The organism is Achromobacter sp. Marseille-Q4962 (assembly GCF_943737005.1).
Classification (GTDB): Bacteria; Pseudomonadota; Gammaproteobacteria; order Burkholderiales; family Burkholderiaceae_B; genus Achromobacter.
The window spans coordinates 1-18,057 of record NZ_CALSFU010000015.1 but is presented as its reverse complement, the minus strand read 5'-3'; the positions used below and the strand labels follow the sequence as shown (position 1 = coordinate 18,057).

Annotated in this window: 14 protein-coding genes and 1 tRNA gene; 11 read left to right on the top strand and 4 right to left on the bottom strand. The window is 67.1% G+C overall.

Features of this window, described 5'->3' with window-relative positions; all coding sequences use genetic code 11:
• Positions 1-53 precede the first annotated feature (53 nt).
• Positions 54-797, bottom strand: coding sequence for an NAD-dependent epimerase/dehydratase family protein (locus NGJ44_RS14500; RefSeq protein ID WP_251864368.1), 744 nt, complete (start codon positions 795-797; stop codon positions 54-56).
• A 352-nt stretch (positions 798-1,149) separates the two neighbouring features.
• On the opposite strand from NGJ44_RS14500, the gene NGJ44_RS14495 reads away from it, so the two are divergent.
• Positions 1,150-2,649: an EAL domain-containing protein gene (locus tag NGJ44_RS14495; RefSeq protein WP_251864367.1), complete on the top strand. Its 1,500-nt coding sequence runs from the start codon at positions 1,150-1,152 to the stop codon at positions 2,647-2,649.
• A gap of 135 nt (positions 2,650-2,784) precedes the next feature.
• Entirely contained in the window at positions 2,785-3,744 is a 960-nt protein-coding gene (locus tag NGJ44_RS14490; RefSeq protein ID WP_053246332.1) for a carbon-nitrogen hydrolase family protein, read from the top strand.
• Positions 3,745-3,901: 157 nt separating this feature from the next.
• Here the strand turns inward: NGJ44_RS14490 and NGJ44_RS14485 are convergent.
• A tRNA-Ser gene (locus tag NGJ44_RS14485) sits at positions 3,902-3,992 on the bottom strand.
• A gap of 336 nt (positions 3,993-4,328) precedes the next feature.
• Between NGJ44_RS14485 and NGJ44_RS14480 the strand changes: the two genes are divergently transcribed.
• From NGJ44_RS14480 to yaaA, 3 genes are all read left to right on the top strand, one after another.
• Positions 4,329-5,531, top strand: a complete 1,203-nt coding sequence (locus NGJ44_RS14480; protein ID WP_053246335.1) for a cation:proton antiporter domain-containing protein — start codon at positions 4,329-4,331, stop codon at positions 5,529-5,531.
• A 98-nt stretch (positions 5,532-5,629) separates the two neighbouring features.
• Complete coding sequence (locus tag NGJ44_RS14475; RefSeq protein WP_053246331.1) at positions 5,630-6,412, top strand: 3-hydroxybutyrate dehydrogenase; 783 nt, start codon at positions 5,630-5,632, stop codon at positions 6,410-6,412.
• 16 nt (positions 6,413-6,428) lie between these two features.
• Positions 6,429-7,199 carry a peroxide stress protein YaaA gene (gene yaaA / locus NGJ44_RS14470; RefSeq protein ID WP_053246330.1) on the top strand — a complete coding sequence of 257 codons (771 nt, stop codon included), beginning with the start codon at positions 6,429-6,431 and terminating at the stop codon, positions 7,197-7,199.
• 21 nt (positions 7,200-7,220) lie between these two features.
• On the opposite strand, the gene NGJ44_RS14465 is transcribed toward yaaA, so the two are convergent.
• A complete protein-coding gene (locus tag NGJ44_RS14465) occupies positions 7,221-9,440 on the bottom strand; it encodes an FUSC family protein (RefSeq protein WP_251864366.1) in 2,220 nt (739 codons plus the stop codon).
• A 520-nt stretch (positions 9,441-9,960) separates the two neighbouring features.
• On the opposite strand from NGJ44_RS14465, the gene NGJ44_RS14460 reads away from it, so the two are divergent.
• The 4 genes from NGJ44_RS14460 (at position 9,961) to pssA (ending at position 14,252) form a co-directional block, all read left to right on the top strand.
• A complete protein-coding gene (locus tag NGJ44_RS14460) occupies positions 9,961-11,730 on the top strand; it encodes an acetolactate synthase 3 catalytic subunit (RefSeq protein ID WP_255352277.1) in 1,770 nt (589 codons plus the stop codon).
• Positions 11,731-11,743: 13 nt separating this feature from the next.
• Positions 11,744-12,235 (top strand): acetolactate synthase small subunit, encoded by a 492-nt coding sequence (ilvN, locus tag NGJ44_RS14455; protein ID WP_053246174.1) that lies wholly within the window; start codon positions 11,744-11,746, stop codon positions 12,233-12,235.
• Positions 12,236-12,323: 88 nt separating this feature from the next.
• The gene (gene ilvC, locus NGJ44_RS14450) at positions 12,324-13,340 is read left to right on the top strand and encodes a ketol-acid reductoisomerase (RefSeq protein ID WP_053246175.1); all 1,017 of its coding nucleotides are present in this window, start codon (positions 12,324-12,326) and stop codon (positions 13,338-13,340) included.
• A gap of 138 nt (positions 13,341-13,478) precedes the next feature.
• A complete protein-coding gene (gene pssA, locus NGJ44_RS14445) occupies positions 13,479-14,252 on the top strand; it encodes a CDP-diacylglycerol--serine O-phosphatidyltransferase (RefSeq protein ID WP_053246176.1) in 774 nt (257 codons plus the stop codon).
• Between the two features lie 48 nt (positions 14,253-14,300).
• On the opposite strand, the gene NGJ44_RS14440 is transcribed toward pssA, so the two are convergent.
• The gene (locus NGJ44_RS14440; RefSeq protein ID WP_053246177.1) at positions 14,301-14,819 is read right to left on the bottom strand and encodes a hypothetical protein; all 519 of its coding nucleotides are present in this window, start codon (positions 14,817-14,819) and stop codon (positions 14,301-14,303) included.
• 195 nt (positions 14,820-15,014) lie between these two features.
• On the opposite strand from NGJ44_RS14440, the gene rpsO reads away from it, so the two are divergent.
• Together rpsO and pnp are read left to right on the top strand one after the other, a co-directional pair.
• Positions 15,015-15,284: a 30S ribosomal protein S15 gene (rpsO, locus tag NGJ44_RS14435; protein WP_053246178.1), complete on the top strand. Its 270-nt coding sequence runs from the start codon at positions 15,015-15,017 to the stop codon at positions 15,282-15,284.
• 90 nt (positions 15,285-15,374) lie between these two features.
• Complete coding sequence (pnp, locus tag NGJ44_RS14430; protein ID WP_251864365.1) at positions 15,375-17,528, top strand: polyribonucleotide nucleotidyltransferase; 2,154 nt, start codon at positions 15,375-15,377, stop codon at positions 17,526-17,528.
• The last annotated feature ends 529 nt before the right edge of the window (positions 17,529-18,057 follow it).

Genomic DNA, 18,057 nt, shown 5'->3' with positions numbered 1-18,057 from the left:
CCGCGACCGGACGCCGCGACCGGACTCCGTCCCAGCTGCCGCGGGCGGCGGGGTCAGCCTGCGCCGGCAGGCGCCGCTCCGGCGGGGCGCCAGCCCAGCATCGCATGCGCGCGGGCGCAACTGACTTCTACTTCGTCCTCGGCAATGTTGAAGACGCCGCCGCCCGTATACCGCAGCGCGGCAAGCGCGGCCCTGGCCGCTTCGTTCACGTGCAGCCCGTTGGACACGGGCCGCGCCTTGACGCCGGTGCCCGGCCCATACAGCCGTCCGTAGCGCAGCACCGTGCCGCGCAGGCCGGGCGCCTGCAGCACCTGCCGCTCCAGCGCCGCCGCGCCCAGCACGCTGACCCGCCGGTCGCCCGTGGCATTCAGGTCCAGCGGGGCCGTTTCGTCGCAGGGGCGCGGCGCATCGGGCGCATAGATCCAGTTGATGCTTTGCGCCACCATGCCAACGGCGCCCGCCTGGCTCGCCGCATGGACCAGGTTGCGCGTGCCGGTTTCACGGATGCGCGCGTTGCGGCGCGCCGTCTCGGCGGCCCGGGCGGGGTCGTGCAGCGTGGCCAGATCCGTCAACTGGTGCATGATGCTGGCCGGGCGGATGCGCATCAGCGCGACGGCAAGCGCCTCGGCGTCGAACACATCCACCACCACCGGGTGCACGCCTGCCGTTTCCAGCCGGGCGGCCCGGTCCGCATGCCGGGTGCTGCCGTATACCTCGTAGCCGGCCGCGCGAAGCAGCGGGATGAGCGCCGTGCCGATGGCGCCGGTGGCGCCGGCGAGGAAAATTCTTTCTTGCATGACAGGTCACCGATCAAAACCGAGAGGCTTGCAGCGTAGGCCGACGCATGGCCCAGCAAAAAGAACCATGAATGAAATAAAAAACCAGGACATGGAGCCTGCCCCCGGACTGCCGTCGGCCGGGCCGCAACGCCGGGACGCCGCGCCATCCGGTATTTCCCTGGTTTTCCAGGATGCGCGAGGCGGCAAAATTGCCTTACTCGGACGCATGAAAAAGTGTAAAAAGGTATGACTTTCGCCGTCGCTGCGAAAATCCTGGGGACGAGCGTCGATGACGCGCAAGTATGTAATCGGAATAACCGTAATCCTGGCCGCCGCGGGAGCCCCGCTCCCCATCGGCTTTGTCCTGCACATGTCCTGGAGCCGCGCCGTCGCCCAGGAGCAGCATCACCTCGATAACCAGGCCGAGCGCGTGCGCGCCCACGCGCAAGGCGTGCTGGACAATACGGCGGCCGCGCTGCGCGGGCTCAACGCTCTCGCGCTGGAGCCTTGCAGCCGGCAGCACGTGCGGCACATGCAGACCCTGGCGCTGCGCGACCGCGCCATCGACGAGATCGCATACGTCGAGGGCGGCCTGGTGCGATGCACCACCTGGGGCGTGCCCGATGCGCAGACGTCGCTGGCGCCGCCCGACCTCAAGCTGTCCAGCGGCGCCAGCCTCAAGCTCGACGCCGTGCCGGTGGTCAGCGCCGCGCTGCGCATGGTGGCCGTGCGCGACGGCGCCTACAGCGCCCTGATCGAACCGGGCCGCTTCACCGACGTGGTGCTGCCCGACGGCGTGCAGCTCGCGCTGGTGTTGCCGGGCGTGGGCCTGCTGGGTTCGGTGGCCAATCCCGATCTGGTGCTGGTGGCCCAGGCCCTGGGCGGAGGCACGCTGCGGCTGGAGGAAGACTACCTGACCTCGGTCGCGCGCAGCAGCGACCTGGCCGTGGTCATGCTCGAACCGCAGAGCGAGGCTCTGGCCGCGTTGCGCCGCGAACACTGGCTGTGGCTGCCCCTGGGCGCCGTCGCCTCGGCCGTCCTGATCGCGCTCGTCGTCTGGCTTTCGTGCTGGCGCCTGTCGCTGCGGGGAGAGCTGGCCATCGCCATTCGCCGCCGCGAATTCGTCCTGCATTACCAGCCCATCATGGACCTGCGCGCCGGCACGTGCGTCGGCGCGGAAGCCCTGGTGCGCTGGGCGCGCCCGGGCCGCGCCTTGCTGCGGCCCGACCAGTTCATCCCCGTGGCCGAGGCCCATGGCCTCATTACCGACATCACGCGCGAGGTGTTCCGCCTGGCCATCCGCGACATGGGCGATCTGCTGGCCCGCGACCGCAACGCGCACATCGCCATCAACCTGAGCGCGGGCGACATGAAAGACCTCGGCTCCCTGCATGCCCTGCACGAAATGCTGCGCGACACCGGCATCGCGCCGCAACAGATATGGCTGGAAGCCACCGAGGCCGGCTTTCTCGACGTGGAGCGGGCGCGCGCCACGATCATGGAGGCCCGGGAGCTCGGCCACATCATCGCCATCGACGACTTCGGCACCGGCTATTCCAGCCTCTCGTACCTGCAGCGCCTGCCGCTGGACGCGCTGAAGATCGACAAATCCTTCGTCGACACCATCGGCACCGACTCCGCCACCCACAACGTCACCGACCACGTCATCGAAATGGCCAAGTCCCTGCGCCTGAAAATCGTCGCCGAAGGCATCGAGCATCAGGAGCAGGCCGACTACCTCAAGGCCCGCGACGTCGACCTGGGCCAGGGCTGGCTGTTCGGCAAGCCCATGGAGGCCGGCGACTTCATCCGCTTCTACCGCCGGCATGGCGCGGGGGCGGTCCGTCCGGCCCGGGCGCAGGCGGCCTGACGCGGCAGCCGCCGCCGTTCTTCATTCTCCTCCCGCCGCGGCCGTTGTTACCATGGAGCACGGTCCGGTGGCGCCATGCATGGTCCAGGCCATCGGCCGGAATCTCCAACATGGACCCTCAGGAGCGAGACAACCATGCCGCAGACGTTCAAGGCGGCCGTCATCCAGGCGGCCTCGATTCCCACCGACAGCATCGCGTGCGCGCGCAAGGCGGCCGCGCTGATCCACGAGGCCGCCGGGCAGGGCGCGAAAGTGCTGGTGTTTCCGGAAGCCTTCCTGGGCGGCTATCCCAAGGGCAACACCTTCGGCGCGCCCATCGGCATGCGCAAGCCCGAAGGGCGGGACGCTTACGCCAGTTATCACCGCCAGGCCGTCCGCCTGGACGGCGACGAAGTCGCGATCATCGCCCAGGCCGCCATCGACACCGACAGCGTCGTGGTGCTGGGCTGCATCGAGGCCGATGGCGGCACCCTGTACTGCACCGCGCTGTATTTCAACGGACACCGCGGCCTGGCGGGCAAGCACCGCAAGCTCATGCCCACCGCGGGCGAGCGGCTGATCTGGGGCTTCGGCGACGGCTCCACCCTGCCCGTCATCGACACGCCCTACGGCCGCATCGGCGCCGTCATCTGCTGGGAAAACTACATGCCCATGCTGCGCATGTACATGTACAGCCAGGGCGTCGCGCTGTATTGCGCGCCCACCGCCGACGACCGCGACACCTGGATCCCCAGCATGCGCCACATCGCGCTCGAAGGCCGCTGCTACGTGCTCACGGCATGCCAGCACCTGCGCCGCGACGCCTATCCCGAGGATTTCGAATGCGCCCTCGGCGACGCGCCGGAAACCGTGCTGATGCGCGGCGGCAGCGCCATCATCGACCCGCTGGGCCAGATCCTGGCCGGGCCCGACTATGCCGGCGAGACTATCCTCTACGCCGACATCGATCCGAACCAGATCCTGCGCGGCAAATACGATTTCGACGTGTCGGGCCACTACGCGCGGCCCGACGTCTTCCGGCTCCAGGTGGACACGCAGGCCAAGCCCGCCGTCCAGGCCGCGCCGGGGAGTGCGCCGGGCGCAACAGCGTTTTGAGCGCGGCCAGAAAGGCATGCTGCTCAGTGGGCTCGGATGCCTGGCTCTCTTGAGTGGGAGGGCAAGGGATGGGGGGCGCATCGGGCAAGAAAAAACCCGCAGAGCCTTGGCTGGTGCGGGTTTTCTGGATTCGGCCGGACGCCGTTGGACGTGCAACTGGCGGAGAGGGTGGGATTCGAACCCACGGTACGGGGAAACCGTACGCCTGATTTCGAGTCAGGTACATTCGACCACTCTGCCACCTCTCCGTGGCTGGATTTTGCGGGCGGCATGGCGGATCCGGCAAGCGCGCCTTGTACCTTGCTCTTGTACCTTGCAAGAGAAACAGCGGCGCAAATCCCGAAGCCGTTTCCGCGGTCAGGCTCTTGGTCGGTGAGCCTGCGCACGCAAAGCAGCTAAGCCAGTAACTATACAGCAATTTTGGAAGGCGTGTAAAGAATTCGCGCGCGCCCGGCCTGGCTTGTCGGAAAAGCCACACCGGGCGGGGCCGGGGCCCGCGGACGGCTTTCGCGCCGGCGGCTGCATGCCGCAGAATGCGCTCGTGCCTCTTCTTCCGCTGTGCCTTCCTTTCGCCGGGACGCGCCATGGACCTGATCCTCATTCTCCTGCTTGCCGCCGTCATCTGCGTGCCCCTGACACAGGTGCTCGGTCTGGGCGCCATACCCGGCTACCTGCTGGCCGGCCTGCTGGTGGGGCCGTCGTGCCTGAAGCTCGTCACGGACGTGAACACCATCGTCAACGTGTCCCAGTGGGGCGTGGTGATGATGCTGTTCGTGATCGGGCTGGAGCTGGCGCCGCGGCGGCTGTGGGCGATGCGGATGGAAGTGTTCGCGCTGGGCGCGATGCAGATGCTGGCCTGCGGGCTGGTGCTGGGCGTGGCGTTGGGGATGGCGCTGCGGCACCTGGCCGGCATGCCGTGGCAGGGCGCGGTCATCTGCGGGCTGTCGCTGGCGCTGTCGTCCACGGCGGTGGCGCTGCGGCTGCTGGACGAGCGCGGCCTGACCCGGGCGCCGCTGGGGCGGTCGGCGCTGGGCATTCTGCTGTTCCAGGACATGGCGGCGATTCCCATGCTGCTGGCGGCGGGGCTGCTGGGTTCGGACGGCACGTCGGCGCCCTCGTTCACCATGGCGCTGGTGGCCGTGGCGGTGCTGGCCGTCGGGCACCGCCTGAAGATGCTGAGCTGGGCCGACAAGGCCAGGCTGCCCGAGCTATTTACGGCGGCGGCGCTGCTGCTGGTGGTGGGGGCCGCCCAGTTGTTCGACTTTGCCGGGCTGTCGGCGGGCCTGGGCGGCTTTCTGGCGGGCGTGTTCATGGCGGAATCGCGCTACCGCGACCGGCTGGAGGCGTCCATCGAGCCGTTCAAGGGGCTGCTCCTGGGGCTGTTCTTCCTGTCGATCGGCATGTCGGTCAACCTGCGGGTGGTGGAAGACTACTGGCGCTTCATCCTGGTGGGCGTGGCCGCACTGCTGCTCATCAAGGGCGCGCTGCTGTACGGGCTCGCGCGGCTGCTGGGCCTGCCGCGCTATCACCGGCTGCTGTTCGCCATGGTGCTGGCGCAGGGCGGCGAGTTCAGTTTCGCGATTTTCAATGAAGCCTGGGACAACCACCTGGTGAACCAAGTGCAGCGCGACGTGCTTTCCATGGTGGTGGCGGTGTCGATGGGCGTGGTGCCCATGCTGATCAAGCTGCTGGAGCGGTTGCCGGAGAGCATGGGCGGCATGGCCGACCTGCCCGCGCCGCCGCGGGCGCCGGCCGGCAAGGAGGAGGGCGGGCCGCCTTCCTCCTGAGCCGCCCGCCACCCCGGCGCGCGCGGTCGTGGCATTATTGTGCCGTCCCGGGCCCGCTACACTGATGCCCGTTTCTTGCGCCAGACAGGAGAATTCTCATGCTCAAAGGAAAAGTCGCAGTCGTCACGGGTTCCACCAGCGGAATCGGCCTGGGCATCGCCACGGCCTTCGCGCAGCAGGGCGCCGACATCGTGCTCAACGGATTCGGCGACGCCGCCGAGATCGAGAAAGTGCGCGCCGGGCTGGCGGACCGGCACGGGGTGAAGGTGGTGTACGACGGTGCCGACCTCTCGCGCGGCGAGGCCGTGCGCGGCCTCATCGACAACGCCGTGAAGCAGCTCGGCCGCATCGACATCCTGGTGAACAATGCCGGCATCCAGCACACGGCCCCGATCGAGGAATTTCCCGTCGAGAAGTGGGACGCCATCATCGCGCTGAACCTGTCCGCCGTGTTCCACGGCACCGCCGCCGCGCTGCCCCACATGAAGAAGCAGGGCTGGGGCCGCATCATCAACATTGCCTCCGCGCACGGGCTGGTTGCCTCGGTGAACAAGTCCGCTTATGTGGCGGCCAAGCACGGCGTGGTGGGTTTCACGAAGGTAACGGCGCTCGAAACCGCCGGCCAGGGCATTACCGCCAACGCTATCTGCCCGGGCTGGGTGCGCACGCCCCTGGTCGAGAAACAGATCACGGCCCTCGCCGGGCAAAACGGCGTGGACCAGGAAACCGCCGCCCGCGAGCTGTTGGGCGAAAAACAGCCGTCGCTGCAATTCGTGACGCCGGAACAACTGGGCGGCACGGCCGTGTTCCTGGCTTCCGAAGCCGCCGCGCAGATTACCGGCACCACCATCTCCGTCGACGGCGGCTGGACGGCGCGCTGACAAGGAAACGAACCCCATGCTGTTTTTGCTCTCTCCCGCCAAGAAGCTGGACTACGATTCGCCGCTGCACGTGCAGGCGCATACCCAGCCCCTGTTCGTGGACCAGGCCGCCGCGCTCATCAAGGTGCTCAAGACCAAGTCCGCCGAGGAAATCGGCGAGCTCATGAGCCTGAGCCCGGCGTTGTCCGAACTCAACGCGCAGCGCTACGCGCACTGGAAGCGCAGCTTCACCCAGGAAAACTCCCGCCCTGCCGTGCTCGCCTTCAATGGCGACGTATACGAAGGGCTGGAAGCTTCCACGCTGTCGGCCAGGCAGCTCGACTGGGCGCAGGAGCACGTCGCCATCCTGAGCGGCCTGTACGGCGTGCTGCGTCCGCTCGACCTGATGCAGCCCTACCGCCTGGAAATGGGCACGCGGCTGGTCACGCCCAAGGGCAGGAACCTGTACGAGTACTGGGGCAGCACCATTGCCGAATACCTCAACGAACGCCTGCAGGGCGACAAGACGCCGGTGATCGTCAATCTGGCGTCCGAAGAGTATTTCAAGTCGGTGGACCTGAAGACGCTGAAGGCGCGCGTGGTGCAGTGCGTGTTCCAGGACTGGAAGAGCGGGGCCTGGAAAGTCATCAGCTTCCACGCCAAGCGCGCGCGCGGCCTCATGGCCCGCTATGCCATCCTGCACAAGGTGTCCAGGCCCGAAGGGCTGCAGGGCTTCGACCTGGAGGGCTACGCCTACGACGCCGGGGCGTCGTCGCCCGACAAGCTGGTGTTCCGCCGCAAGGCCTGAGCCCGGCGGGGCCGGCGCTCGTCAGGCGGCGGCCGGGCGTGGCCGGGCATGCAGCGGGTCGTCCAGGGCCATCAGCTCCTGACGGATCATGTGGGCGGCTCTCAGCATCTGCTTGAGCGGATAGGCCAGCGCCGCCAGCTCGCCCGAGGTGTCGAGGGCGGGCTGCTGGGGGCGGGGGTCGGGCTGGTTCTCGTCCAGTTGCTCGGCCATGCCGGCCAGCGCCCGGGCCACGGGCTCCGGCGTGGCGGGCAGGGCGGCCAGGATCGGGATCGCCGCCGTGATCTGCGAGGCGAGCACGTGGTTCTGGATCAGCAGGTTGTTCAGTTCCGGCACGTTGACCTGGTGCGACTTGGGCTCGCTCATCATGCGGTAGAACGCCTCGGCGAAGTTGCTGAAGGCGATGTGCACGTTCTTGCGCGCCAGGCGCCAGGCGATGTCGGCTTCGCTGACGGCGGGCGTGTCGGCAGCGGAACGCCCCACCGGCGCGCCATGCGCCTGCATGGCCTCCACGTAGCGCAGGCCGGCCAGCAGGTACTCGCGATTGGCGCGCGTGGCCGCCGCGGCCAGCGGCTTGAGATAGCGCGCTTCCCACCACGGCAGGATGTAGCTGCACACCAGGGCCAGCGCGCAGCCCAGCAGGGTGTCCAGCGCGCGCTCGCCGATCACGTCGAGCGAGACGGTTCCCGGCGACACGAAGTGGAACACCAGCACCACGAACAGGGTGTTGAAGATGGCGCTGGCCATGTAATTGAGCTGGACCAGGCTGTTGCCCATGATGCACGCGCCCAGCAGCGCGGCGAACAGGACGGCGGGGCGGGCGGTGAAGTTGAACAGCAGCAGTGCGCACAGGCAGCCGATGAGGGTGCCCATCAGGCGCCAGCCGTTGCGCTGGCGGGTCAGCGCGAACCCCGGCTTCATGATGATGATGATGGTCAGCATGATCCAGTAGTTGTGCGCCGAGAAGGCGGGCGACAGCCAGCGGCTGGCCAGCGTCATGGCGATGGCCGCCGCCGCCGTCACGCGCAGCGCGTAGCGGAAGTGCGGCGAGTCCAGGCGCAGGTTGCTGGTGATGAGGCCGAAGCGGAACTCCTGCCGCGAAATGAACCGCGTGAGCGACTTGTTGATGCGCAGGGTGTCGGTGGGCTTGGCGTCGGGCGAGGCCGCCGTGTGGTCGGCCAGCCGGTCGACGATGCGCGCCGAATTGCGCAGCCGGCGCAGCACCTGGATGATGAGCGCGAGCATTTCCGGCTCGCGCTCGCCCAGCCCCTGCTGTCTCAGCTGCTCGATTTCGTATTCGATGGCGCGCAGTTCCGCCTTGGCGCTGCTGCGGTACTGCACCTGCCTGCCGCGCGAAACGTCCAGCGCGATGCGGTTGAGCTCCAGCGACATCTTCACCAGGGCGTCGCGCATGAAGATCAGGCAGTCGTTGCCCGCCAGGGTGCGGCGCAGGGCCGCGTAGTCGGTATGCGTGGCCACCAGGGTGTCCAGCAGCTGGAGCATGTCCACGAACATGTTCCACAGCATGACGCGGCGCCGGTCGCCCACGCCCTTGCCGCGCGGCAGCGCGCGCAGCACCATGTCGCGCGCGGCCTGGTGCTTTTCCGTCATGACGGACTGGCGCTGGATCACGTCGCGGTAGCACTCGTCCAGATCGGTGGTTTCGTCGTAGAAGGCGGCGCGCGCGGCCACGTAGTCGGCGGTGGCGAAGAGCGCCACCGACATGGCCTGCTGCTCTTCGCGCAGCCACAGCAGGCGGCTGAAGCCCAGGCTGAACGCCACGTAGAACAGCGCGCCGCCCAGCGTGGCGGCCGCGTGGGCCAGCACCTCGTCGGGTTCGAGCGGCGAGTGCATGGTGAGCGTCATGAGGAGCAGGCCGGCGAAGCCGATCAGCCCGCCGCGCTTGCCGAACACCGTGAACATGGAATAGGCGAAGCACTGCGCGATGACCACCAGCCACAGCATCAGCGGGTAGGTGGAGGCCAGCCCGGTGACGATGACGGTGAAGGTGCCCAGCAGGGCGCCGCCCAGCATTTCGTTGATGCGGTGCCGGTGCGGCCCGCCCGGCTGGTCGATGATGGCCAGGCACTGGGCGCCGAAGGTGGCGACCAGCCCCGTGGTGTAGTGGCCGAGCAGGCCCCCCACGACCAGCACGGGCAGCAGCATGCCGACGCCCTGGCGCACTCCTCCGAAGAAATAGTGGCTGTAGAGGAAGCGGCGAATGCTGGCAATGCGCAAATCCATAAGCGGCGGCTCGCGTCGACGGGACGGCACAAGTATATAGACCGGCCGCCGGCTTGCGGCCGGCGCGGCAGCGGTTTTCGCGCGGGCGGCCCGGACGGGGCCGGGCGGCAGCCCGCGTCCGGCGACGGCATGCCGCGGCGCAAAAGCCGGCCGCCGCTATTCAGGGCCGGATGGGCGCGCGCCGCCGCGAGCGGCGCGGCGGCGGCCGATTTGCTCCCGATGACGCAACGCGGTAAAGTCGTCCACCTGCGCCGGGCTGACTATCCGAAACCGGCGCGATGAGGCGGTGGTTCCGGGTCACCTCCCGGCCTTTTCCGCAGCAGCGATACCTGCCGTTGGCCGCGCCACAAGCGTGTGTTGCCAAGGCTTCCATTTCGACCTCCAGCGTCCCCCAGGGGCGCGAGCACTGCGTTCTGGCGAGCGTGTGTCGGGTCGGCAGGGTGTCCGGGTGGCGTGGCTCCGTGAGCCGCTAAGCGCCGGATCATGTTGCCGCAGCCGGCATGGGTTCCGTTGCCGCCGTATCCGGGCGGGCAGCAGCCAGGGTTGCAGAGCCGGTACAGAAAGGAAACACAACATGGAACTCAATGGCGCCGATATCGTCGTGCGCTGCCTGGCCGAAGAAGGCGTGGAACACGTTTTCGGCTACCCCGGCGGCGCGGTGCTCTACATCTACGACGCGATTTTCAAGCAGGACAAATTCCAGCACATCCTGGTGCGCCACGAGCAGGCTGCCGTGCATGCCGCCGATGCGTATTCGCGCGCCTCGCAAAAGGTGGGCGTGTGCATCGTGACCAGCGGCCCCGGCGTGACCAACGCCGTCACCGGCATCGCCACGGCGTACATGGACTCCATTCCCATGGTCATCATCAGCGGGCAGGTGCCCACTGCGGCCATCGGCGAAGACGCCTTCCAGGAGTGCGACACCGTCGGCATCACGCGTCCCTGCGTCAAGCACAACTTCCTGGTGCGCGACGTGAAAGACCTGGCCGAGACCATGCGCCGCGCGTTCTACATCGCGCGCACCGGCCGTCCCGGCCCGGTGCTGGTGGACATCCCCAAGGACGTCACCGTGGCGCAGTGCAAGTACGCGCCGCCCAAGGGCGAGATCGCGATGCGTTCCTACGCGCCCGTCACCAAGGGGCACCAGGGGCAGATCAAGAAAGCCGTGCAGATGCTGCTGTCGGCCGAGCGCCCCATGATCTACACCGGCGGCGGCGTGATCCTCTCCAACGCCGCGCCGGAATTGAACAAGCTCGTCTCGCAGCTCGGCGCGCCGTGCACCAGCACTCTGATGGGCCTGGGCGGCTATCCGGCCAGCAGCGGCCAGTTCGTGGGCATGCCCGGCATGCACGGCACCTACGAGGCCAACATGGCCATGCAGCACTGCGACGTGCTGCTGGCCATCGGCGCGCGCTTCGACGACCGGGTGATCGGCAATCCCCGGCATTTCGCGCAGAATGCCCGCAAGATCATCCACATCGACATCGACCCGTCTTCCATTTCCAAGCGCGTGCGCGTGGACGTGCCCATCGTGGGCAACGTGAAAGACGTGCTGGCCGATCTCAGCGCCCAGTACGAGATCGCCGCGGCCGAGCACAAGCCGGCCTCCATCGCCAAGTGGTGGGAGCAGATCGAGGCCTGGCGCGGCAAGGAATGCCTGAAGTACGCCAACTCCAGCGAGGTCATCAAGCCGCAGTTCGTGGTGGAAAAGCTCTGGGAAGTCACGGGCGGCGATGCCTTCGTCACCTCCGACGTGGGCCAGCACCAGATGTGGGCCGCGCAGTACTACAAGTTCGACAAGCCGCGCCGCTGGATCAATTCCGGCGGCCTTGGCACCATGGGCGTGGGGCTGCCCTACGCCATGGGCGTGCAGATGGCCAATCCGGGCGCGGACGTGGCCGTCATCACGGGCGAGGCTTCCATCCAGATGAACATCCAGGAGCTCTCGACCTGCCACCAGTACCGGCTGACGCCCAAGATCGTCTGCCTCAACAACCGCTTCCTGGGCATGGTCCGCCAGTGGCAACAGATCGACTACGGCTCGCGCTATTCCGAGTCGTACATGGATTCGCTGCCCGATTTCGTCCGGCTGGCCGAAGCCTACGGGCACGTGGGGCTGCGCATCGAGCGCCCGGCCGACGTCGAGCCGGCGCTGCGCGAAGCATTCAAGAAGCACAAGGACCGCCTGGTCTTCCTGGACTTCATCACCGACCGCACGGAAAACGTGTGGCCCATGGTGAAGGCCGGCCGCGGGCTGACCGAAATGCTGCTCGGCTCTGAAGACCTGTGAGGAGGCCCACCCCATGAAGCACGTGATTTCCGTCCTCCTGGAAAACGAACCCGGCGCGTTGTCGCGCGTGGTCGGCCTGTTTTCCGCGCGGGGCTACAACATCGAAACCCTGACCGTCGCGCCCACCGAGGACGCCACGCTGTCGCGCATGACCATCGTGACCACCGGTTCCGACGAGATCATCGAGCAGATCACCAAGCACCTGAACCGCCTGGTGGACGTGGTGAAAGTGGTGGACCTGACCGAAGGCGCCCACATCGAGCGCGAGCTCATGCTCGTCAAGGTGCGCGCCGTCGGCAAGGAGCGCGAGGAAATGAAGCGCATGGCCGACATCTTCCGCGGCCGCATCATCGACGTTACCGACAAGTCCTACACCATCGAACTCACGGGGGTGCAGGAAAAGGTCCAGGCCTTCCTCGAGGCCCTGGACCGCAGCGCCATCCTGGAAACCGTGCGCACCGGCGTGTCCGGCATCGGGCGCGGCGAACGGATCCTGAAGATTTGACCGGCGGCGCCCACCGGGCGCGCCGGACCCGCCGCACCCTACCCCTGAAATCAATCAAATAACCGAATTACGGAATCTGGAGCACAACATGAAAGTTTTCTACGACAAAGACTGCGACCTCTCCCTCGTCAAGGGCAAGACCGTCGCCATCATCGGCTACGGCTCGCAGGGCCACGCCCATGCGCAGAACCTGAACGACTCGGGCGTCAAGGTCGTGGTCGGCCTGCGCAAGGGCGGCGCCTCGTGGAACAAGGCCGCCAACGCCGGCCTGGAAGTCAAGGAAGTGGCCGAGGCCGTCAAGTCGGCCGACATCGTCATGATGCTGCTGCCCGACGAGAACATCGCCGCCGTCTACAACAAGGAAGTGCACGCCAACATCAAGCCCGGCGCCGCCCTGGCGTTCGCCCACGGCTTCAACGTGCACTACGGCCAGGTCGTGCCGCGCGAAGACATCGATGTCATCATGATCGCGCCCAAGGCCCCGGGCCACACCGTGCGCAACACCTACAAGCAGGGCGGCGGCGTGCCGCACCTGGTGGCGGTCTACCAGGACAAGTCCGGCGCCGCGCGCGACGTGGCCCTGTCGTACGCCAGCGCCAACGGCGGCGGCCGCGCCGGCATCATCGAGACCAACTTCCGCGAAGAAACCGAAACCGACCTGTTCGGCGAACAGGCCGTGCTGTGCGGCGGCACCGTCGAGCTCATCAAGGCCGGTTTCGACACGCTGGTGGAAGCCGGCTACGCGCCCGAAATGGCCTATTTCGAGTGCCTGCACGAGCTCAAGCTGATCGTGGACCTGATCTACGAAGGCGGCATCGCCAACATGAACTACTCGATCTCGAACAACGCCGAGTTCGGCGAGTACGAAACCGGCCCGAAGATCGTCACGGAAGAAACCCGCAAGGCCATGCGCCAGTGCCTGAAGGACATCCAGACGGGCGAATACGCCAAGAAGTTCATCCTGGAAAACGCCGCCGGCGCCCCGACGCTGACCTCGCGCCGCCGCATCAACGCGGAATCGCAGATCGAGCAGGTGGGCGGCAAGCTGCGCGCCATGATGCCCTGGATCGCCGCCAACAAGCTGGTGGACAAGTCCAAGAACTGATGCGCGCCGGCGCCGCCCGCGGGCGGCGCCGTTGCCGCCATCGCCCGCGGCATGCCTGCCGCGGGCATGCCGCCTCGGCACGCAAGCAGGGCCAGATGGGTTAATCTTTCGACTGTCTGTCTGAAGTTACCGAGATTCATGCCCAATTTCTCAATGCGCGATCCCGAGAATCGCCACCGAAGCATTTATCTGCTGCCCAACGCGTTCACCACCGCTGCGCTGTTCGCGGGGTTCTACGCGGTGGTGCAGGCCATGAACAATCGCTTCGAGGTCGCCGCCATCGCCATTTTCGTGGCCATGGTGCTCGACGGCATGGACGGCCGCGTTGCGCGGCTCACCAATACGCAGTCCGCCTTCGGCGAGCAGTACGACTCGCTTTCCGACATGACCTCCTTCGGCGTCGCGCCGGCCCTGGTCATGTACGAATGGATCCTCAACGACCTGGGCCGCTGGGGCTGGCTGGCCGCGTTCGTCTACGTGGCGGGGGCCGCGCTGCGCCTGGCCCGCTTCAACACCAATATCGCGGTGGTGGACAAGCGCTACTTCCAGGGGCTGCCCAGCCCCGCCGCCGCGGCGCTGGTCGCCGGCTTCGTGTGGCTGGCGGTGGACAACAAGCTGCCCATCCACGACAGCGTCATGGCGTGGGTGGCGTTCACGCTCACCATGTACGCGGGCATCACCATGGTGTCCAACGCGCCGTTCTTCTCCGGCAAGAGTTTCGCCCTGGGCCGCAGCGTGCCCTTCTGGGGCATTCTGCTGGTGGTCGCGGTGTTCGTCTTCGTGTCCAGCGACCCGCCGGTGGTGCTGTTCGGCCTGTTCGTGCTGTACGGGCTGTCGGGCTGGATCACCTGGCTGTGGCGCTGGAACCGCGCGCGCCGGCTGCAGCAGGAGCGCCGCGGGCACTCGTCCTGAAGGCGGGACCGCAGGCGGGCAGTCCGCCCCCCACGGCCGGTTCCCGGCTCAGCGCCAGAAAAAGCGCTCGTCGTCGTACATGGGATCCGGTCCGGGATGATGGTGCGTCACGTGGTCGCCCTGGCGGCCCATGTAGACGTACATCAGCGAGTTCCAGACGCTGTTTTCCTTGTAGCGGTAAGACCACACCACTTCGCGCTTCTCGCCCAGCCCGGCTTCCGTGATCTCGGCCGGCGGCCCGAACTCGCAGCGCACCCGGTCGGGCGTCCAGTTGCCGGTATCCAGCACCCTGAAATGCTCGTCGGTCAGCAGCGGCACGATCCGGTCCACCCGGCCGTCCGGCCCCACGTTGGCCCCCCAGGCATACTGGCCCAGGGGTTGCTGCGTCCAGATCACGCGCCGCCCGCCATTGGCCAGCGGGCACTCGAAGTTGGGGCGGCCGTATTGGGTTTCCACCTGGGCGAGCGGGGTGCCGGGCGGCAGTTGTTCCATGCTGGTGCAGGCCGCCAGCAGGGCGGCCAGGGCGGCGGCCGCGGAGTATCGTGCAACTTTATTACAGGTTGGCATGGCTTTCTCCAGGGCGCGGGCGCCGCTCGCAGGACGGGCAGACACCCGGTTGGGGCAATTTTATCGAATCGGCTATAATCACCGGGCTTTATCAAACGAATTGATTCTGCAAGGCGTAAGCTTCGGTTTCACCGGAGCATTTTTTCAACCACGTCAGGGCGCCTCGGCCCTGACGCATGTCCGAAGAGGTCATCAATGTCTGTAGCTGACATCAACAAAGCCGACATCGTCGCGCAATTCCAGCGCGCCCAAGGCGACACCGGCTCCCCCGAAGTCCAGGTGGCTCTGCTCACCGCCCGTATCAACGAACTGACCGGTCACTTCAAGGAACACATGAAGGACCATCACTCGCGCCGCGGTCTGCTGCGTATGGTCAGCCGCCGCCGCAAGCTGCTCGACTATCTCAAGGGCCGCAATCCCGATTCGTACCGCGCACTGATCGAAAAACTCGGTCTGCGCAAGTGATCGACGGGGCTGGCTCCCCATGACGCAACCGTGGCCGGTGCGACGCATGTCGCGGCGGCCACGGTTTTTCATTTGCAAGGAATACTCGTCATGTTCAACAAAGTGACAAAATCCTTCCAGTACGGCCAGCACACGGTCGTACTGGAAACCGGCGAAATCGCGCGCCAGGCTTCCGGCGCCGTGATGGTGTCCATCGAAGACACCGTGGTGCTGGCCACCGTGGTGGCGGCCAAGAAGGCCAAGCCCGGCCAGACGTTCTTCCCGCTGACGGTCGACTACATCGAGAAGACCTACGCTGCCGGCCGCATTCCTGGCGGTTTCTTCAAGCGCGAAGGCAAGCCCTCCGAGAAGGAAACGCTGACTTCCCGCCTCATCGACCGTCCGCTGCGCCCGCTCTTCCCCGAAGACTTCTACAACGAAGTCCAGGTCGTCATCCACACACTGTCGGTCAATCCCGAGATCGATCCCGACATCGCCGCCATGATCGGCGCTTCGGCCGCCCTGGCGATTTCCGGCATCCCGTTCAACGGCCCGATCGGCGCCGCCCGCGTGGGCTACGTCGACGGCCAGTACGTGCTCAACCCCACCGCCACGCAGCTCAAGTCCTCCAAGCTGGATCTGGTGGTGGCCGGCACCGAGAACGCCGTGCTGATGGTGGAATCCGAAGCCGACCAGCTGCCTGAAGACGTGATGCTGGGCGGCGTGGTGTTCGGCCACGAGCAGATGCAGGCCGTCATCAACGCCATCCACGACCTGGTCAAGGAAGCCGGCAAGCCCGAATGGGACTGGCAGCCTCCCGCCAAGGACGAGGCCCTGATCGCCGCCGTGACCGCGGCCGCCCAGGAAGGCCTGAACGCCGCCTACCAGATCCGCGAGAAGCAGGCCCGCACGGCCAAGCTGCGCGAAGTCTACGCCGAAGTGGCCGAGAAGCTGGCCGCCCAGGCCGCCGAGAAGGGCCAGGAAGCGCCCGACGGCGTCACCGTCGACAACATCCTGTTTTCGCTGGAATCGGCCATCGTGCGCGGCCAGATCCTGAACGGCGAGCCGCGCATCGACGGCCGCGACACCCGCACCGTGCGCCCGATCAGCGTGCGCCTGGGCGTGCTGCCCCGCGCGCACGGCAGCGCGCTTTTCACCCGCGGCGAGACGCAGGCGCTGGTGGTGGCCACGCTGGGCACCAAGCAGGACGAGCAGATCATCGACGCGCTCATGGGCGAATACCGCGACCGCTTCATGCTGCACTACAACATGCCTCCGTTCGCCACCGGCGAAACGGGCCGCATCGGCGTGCCCAAGCGCCGCGAGATCGGCCACGGCCGCCTGGCCAAGCGCGCGCTGTTGCCGCTGCTGCCGGCGCCCGAAGACTTCCAGTACACCATCCGCCTCGTGTCGGAGATCACCGAGTCCAACGGCTCCTCGTCCATGGCTTCGGTCTGCGGCGGCTCGCTGGCCATGATGGACGCCGGCGTGCCGGTCAAGGATCACGTGGCTGGCGTGGCCATGGGCCTCATCCTCGAGAACGGCAAGTTCGCCGTCCTCACCGACATCCTGGGCGATGAAGACCACCTGGGCGACATGGACTTCAAGGTCGCGGGCACCGAGAACGGCGTCACGGCCCTGCAGATGGACATCAAGATCCAGGGCATCACCAAGGAAATCATGCAGGTGGCGCTGGCCCAGGCCCGCGAAGGCCGCCTGCACATCCTGGGCAAGATGAAAGAAGCGCTCGAAGGCTCGCGCAACGAGCTGTCGGCCTTCGCCCCGCGCATGCTGACCATCAAGATCAACTCCGAGAAGATCCGCGACGTGATCGGCAAGGGCGGCGCCACCATCCGCGCGCTCACCGAGGAAACCGGCACGCAGATCGACATCTCCGACGACGGCACCATCGTGATCGCCAGCGTCGACGAAGCGCAGGCCAAGGAGGCCCAACGCCGCATCGTCGAACTGACCGCCGACGTGGAAGTGGGCCAGGTCTACGACGGCACGGTCCTGCGCCTGCTGGACTTCGGCGCCATCGTGCAGGTGCTGCCCGGCCGCGACGGCCTGTTGCACATCTCCGAAATCGCCAACTACCGCATCGCCAACATCAACGACGTGCTCAAGGTCGGCCAGCAGGTCCGCGTCAAGGTCATCGAGGCCGACGACAAGGGCCGCCTGCGCCTGTCCATCAAGGCCATCGGCGGCATCGAGCAGCAGCAAGCCGCCGCCGAAGCCGCGCCCCAGTCGGAACAGGCCGAATAAGCCTGCTTGCGATTGAACGCCACGGCGCCCTGCGGGGCGCCGTTTTCTTTGGTGCGCCCGGCAGGGCGCACCCACTTGGAGGTGGAAGACCTCTACTCGCCCGACAAGGGGAAGCGTTAGCCGAAGGCAAGGGCAACCCGGGTGACCGGGGGTCTGAAGGAAGCTGGATGGCAAAGCGCTGGCCTGACGAACAGGAAGCGGATGAGGCGTGTCAGCGGGGCAAGGCGGCCAAATTCGTCAAAGCCCGATACTTGTACGGAACGCTGGCCCGTAAATCCGCCAGGCATGAGCGTGAAGGCGGGTGCGCAATACCCGGGGAGATCTGGTCGTATGCCGGGGTCAAACCCGACTGCCGGAGTCGCAAGGCGACGGGATGTGCGGCCAGAAGTCAGCAGAGGGCATGGCAGGTCGATGGCGAAGGCGGCGACCCGCACGTACGGTGGTGTGGGAGGGCTGAGGGGGTAACCCCTCACCCTACCCGATGCGGACGCGCCCCGGGGGCGGGCCATCCCGGGGCGGGCCATCCCGG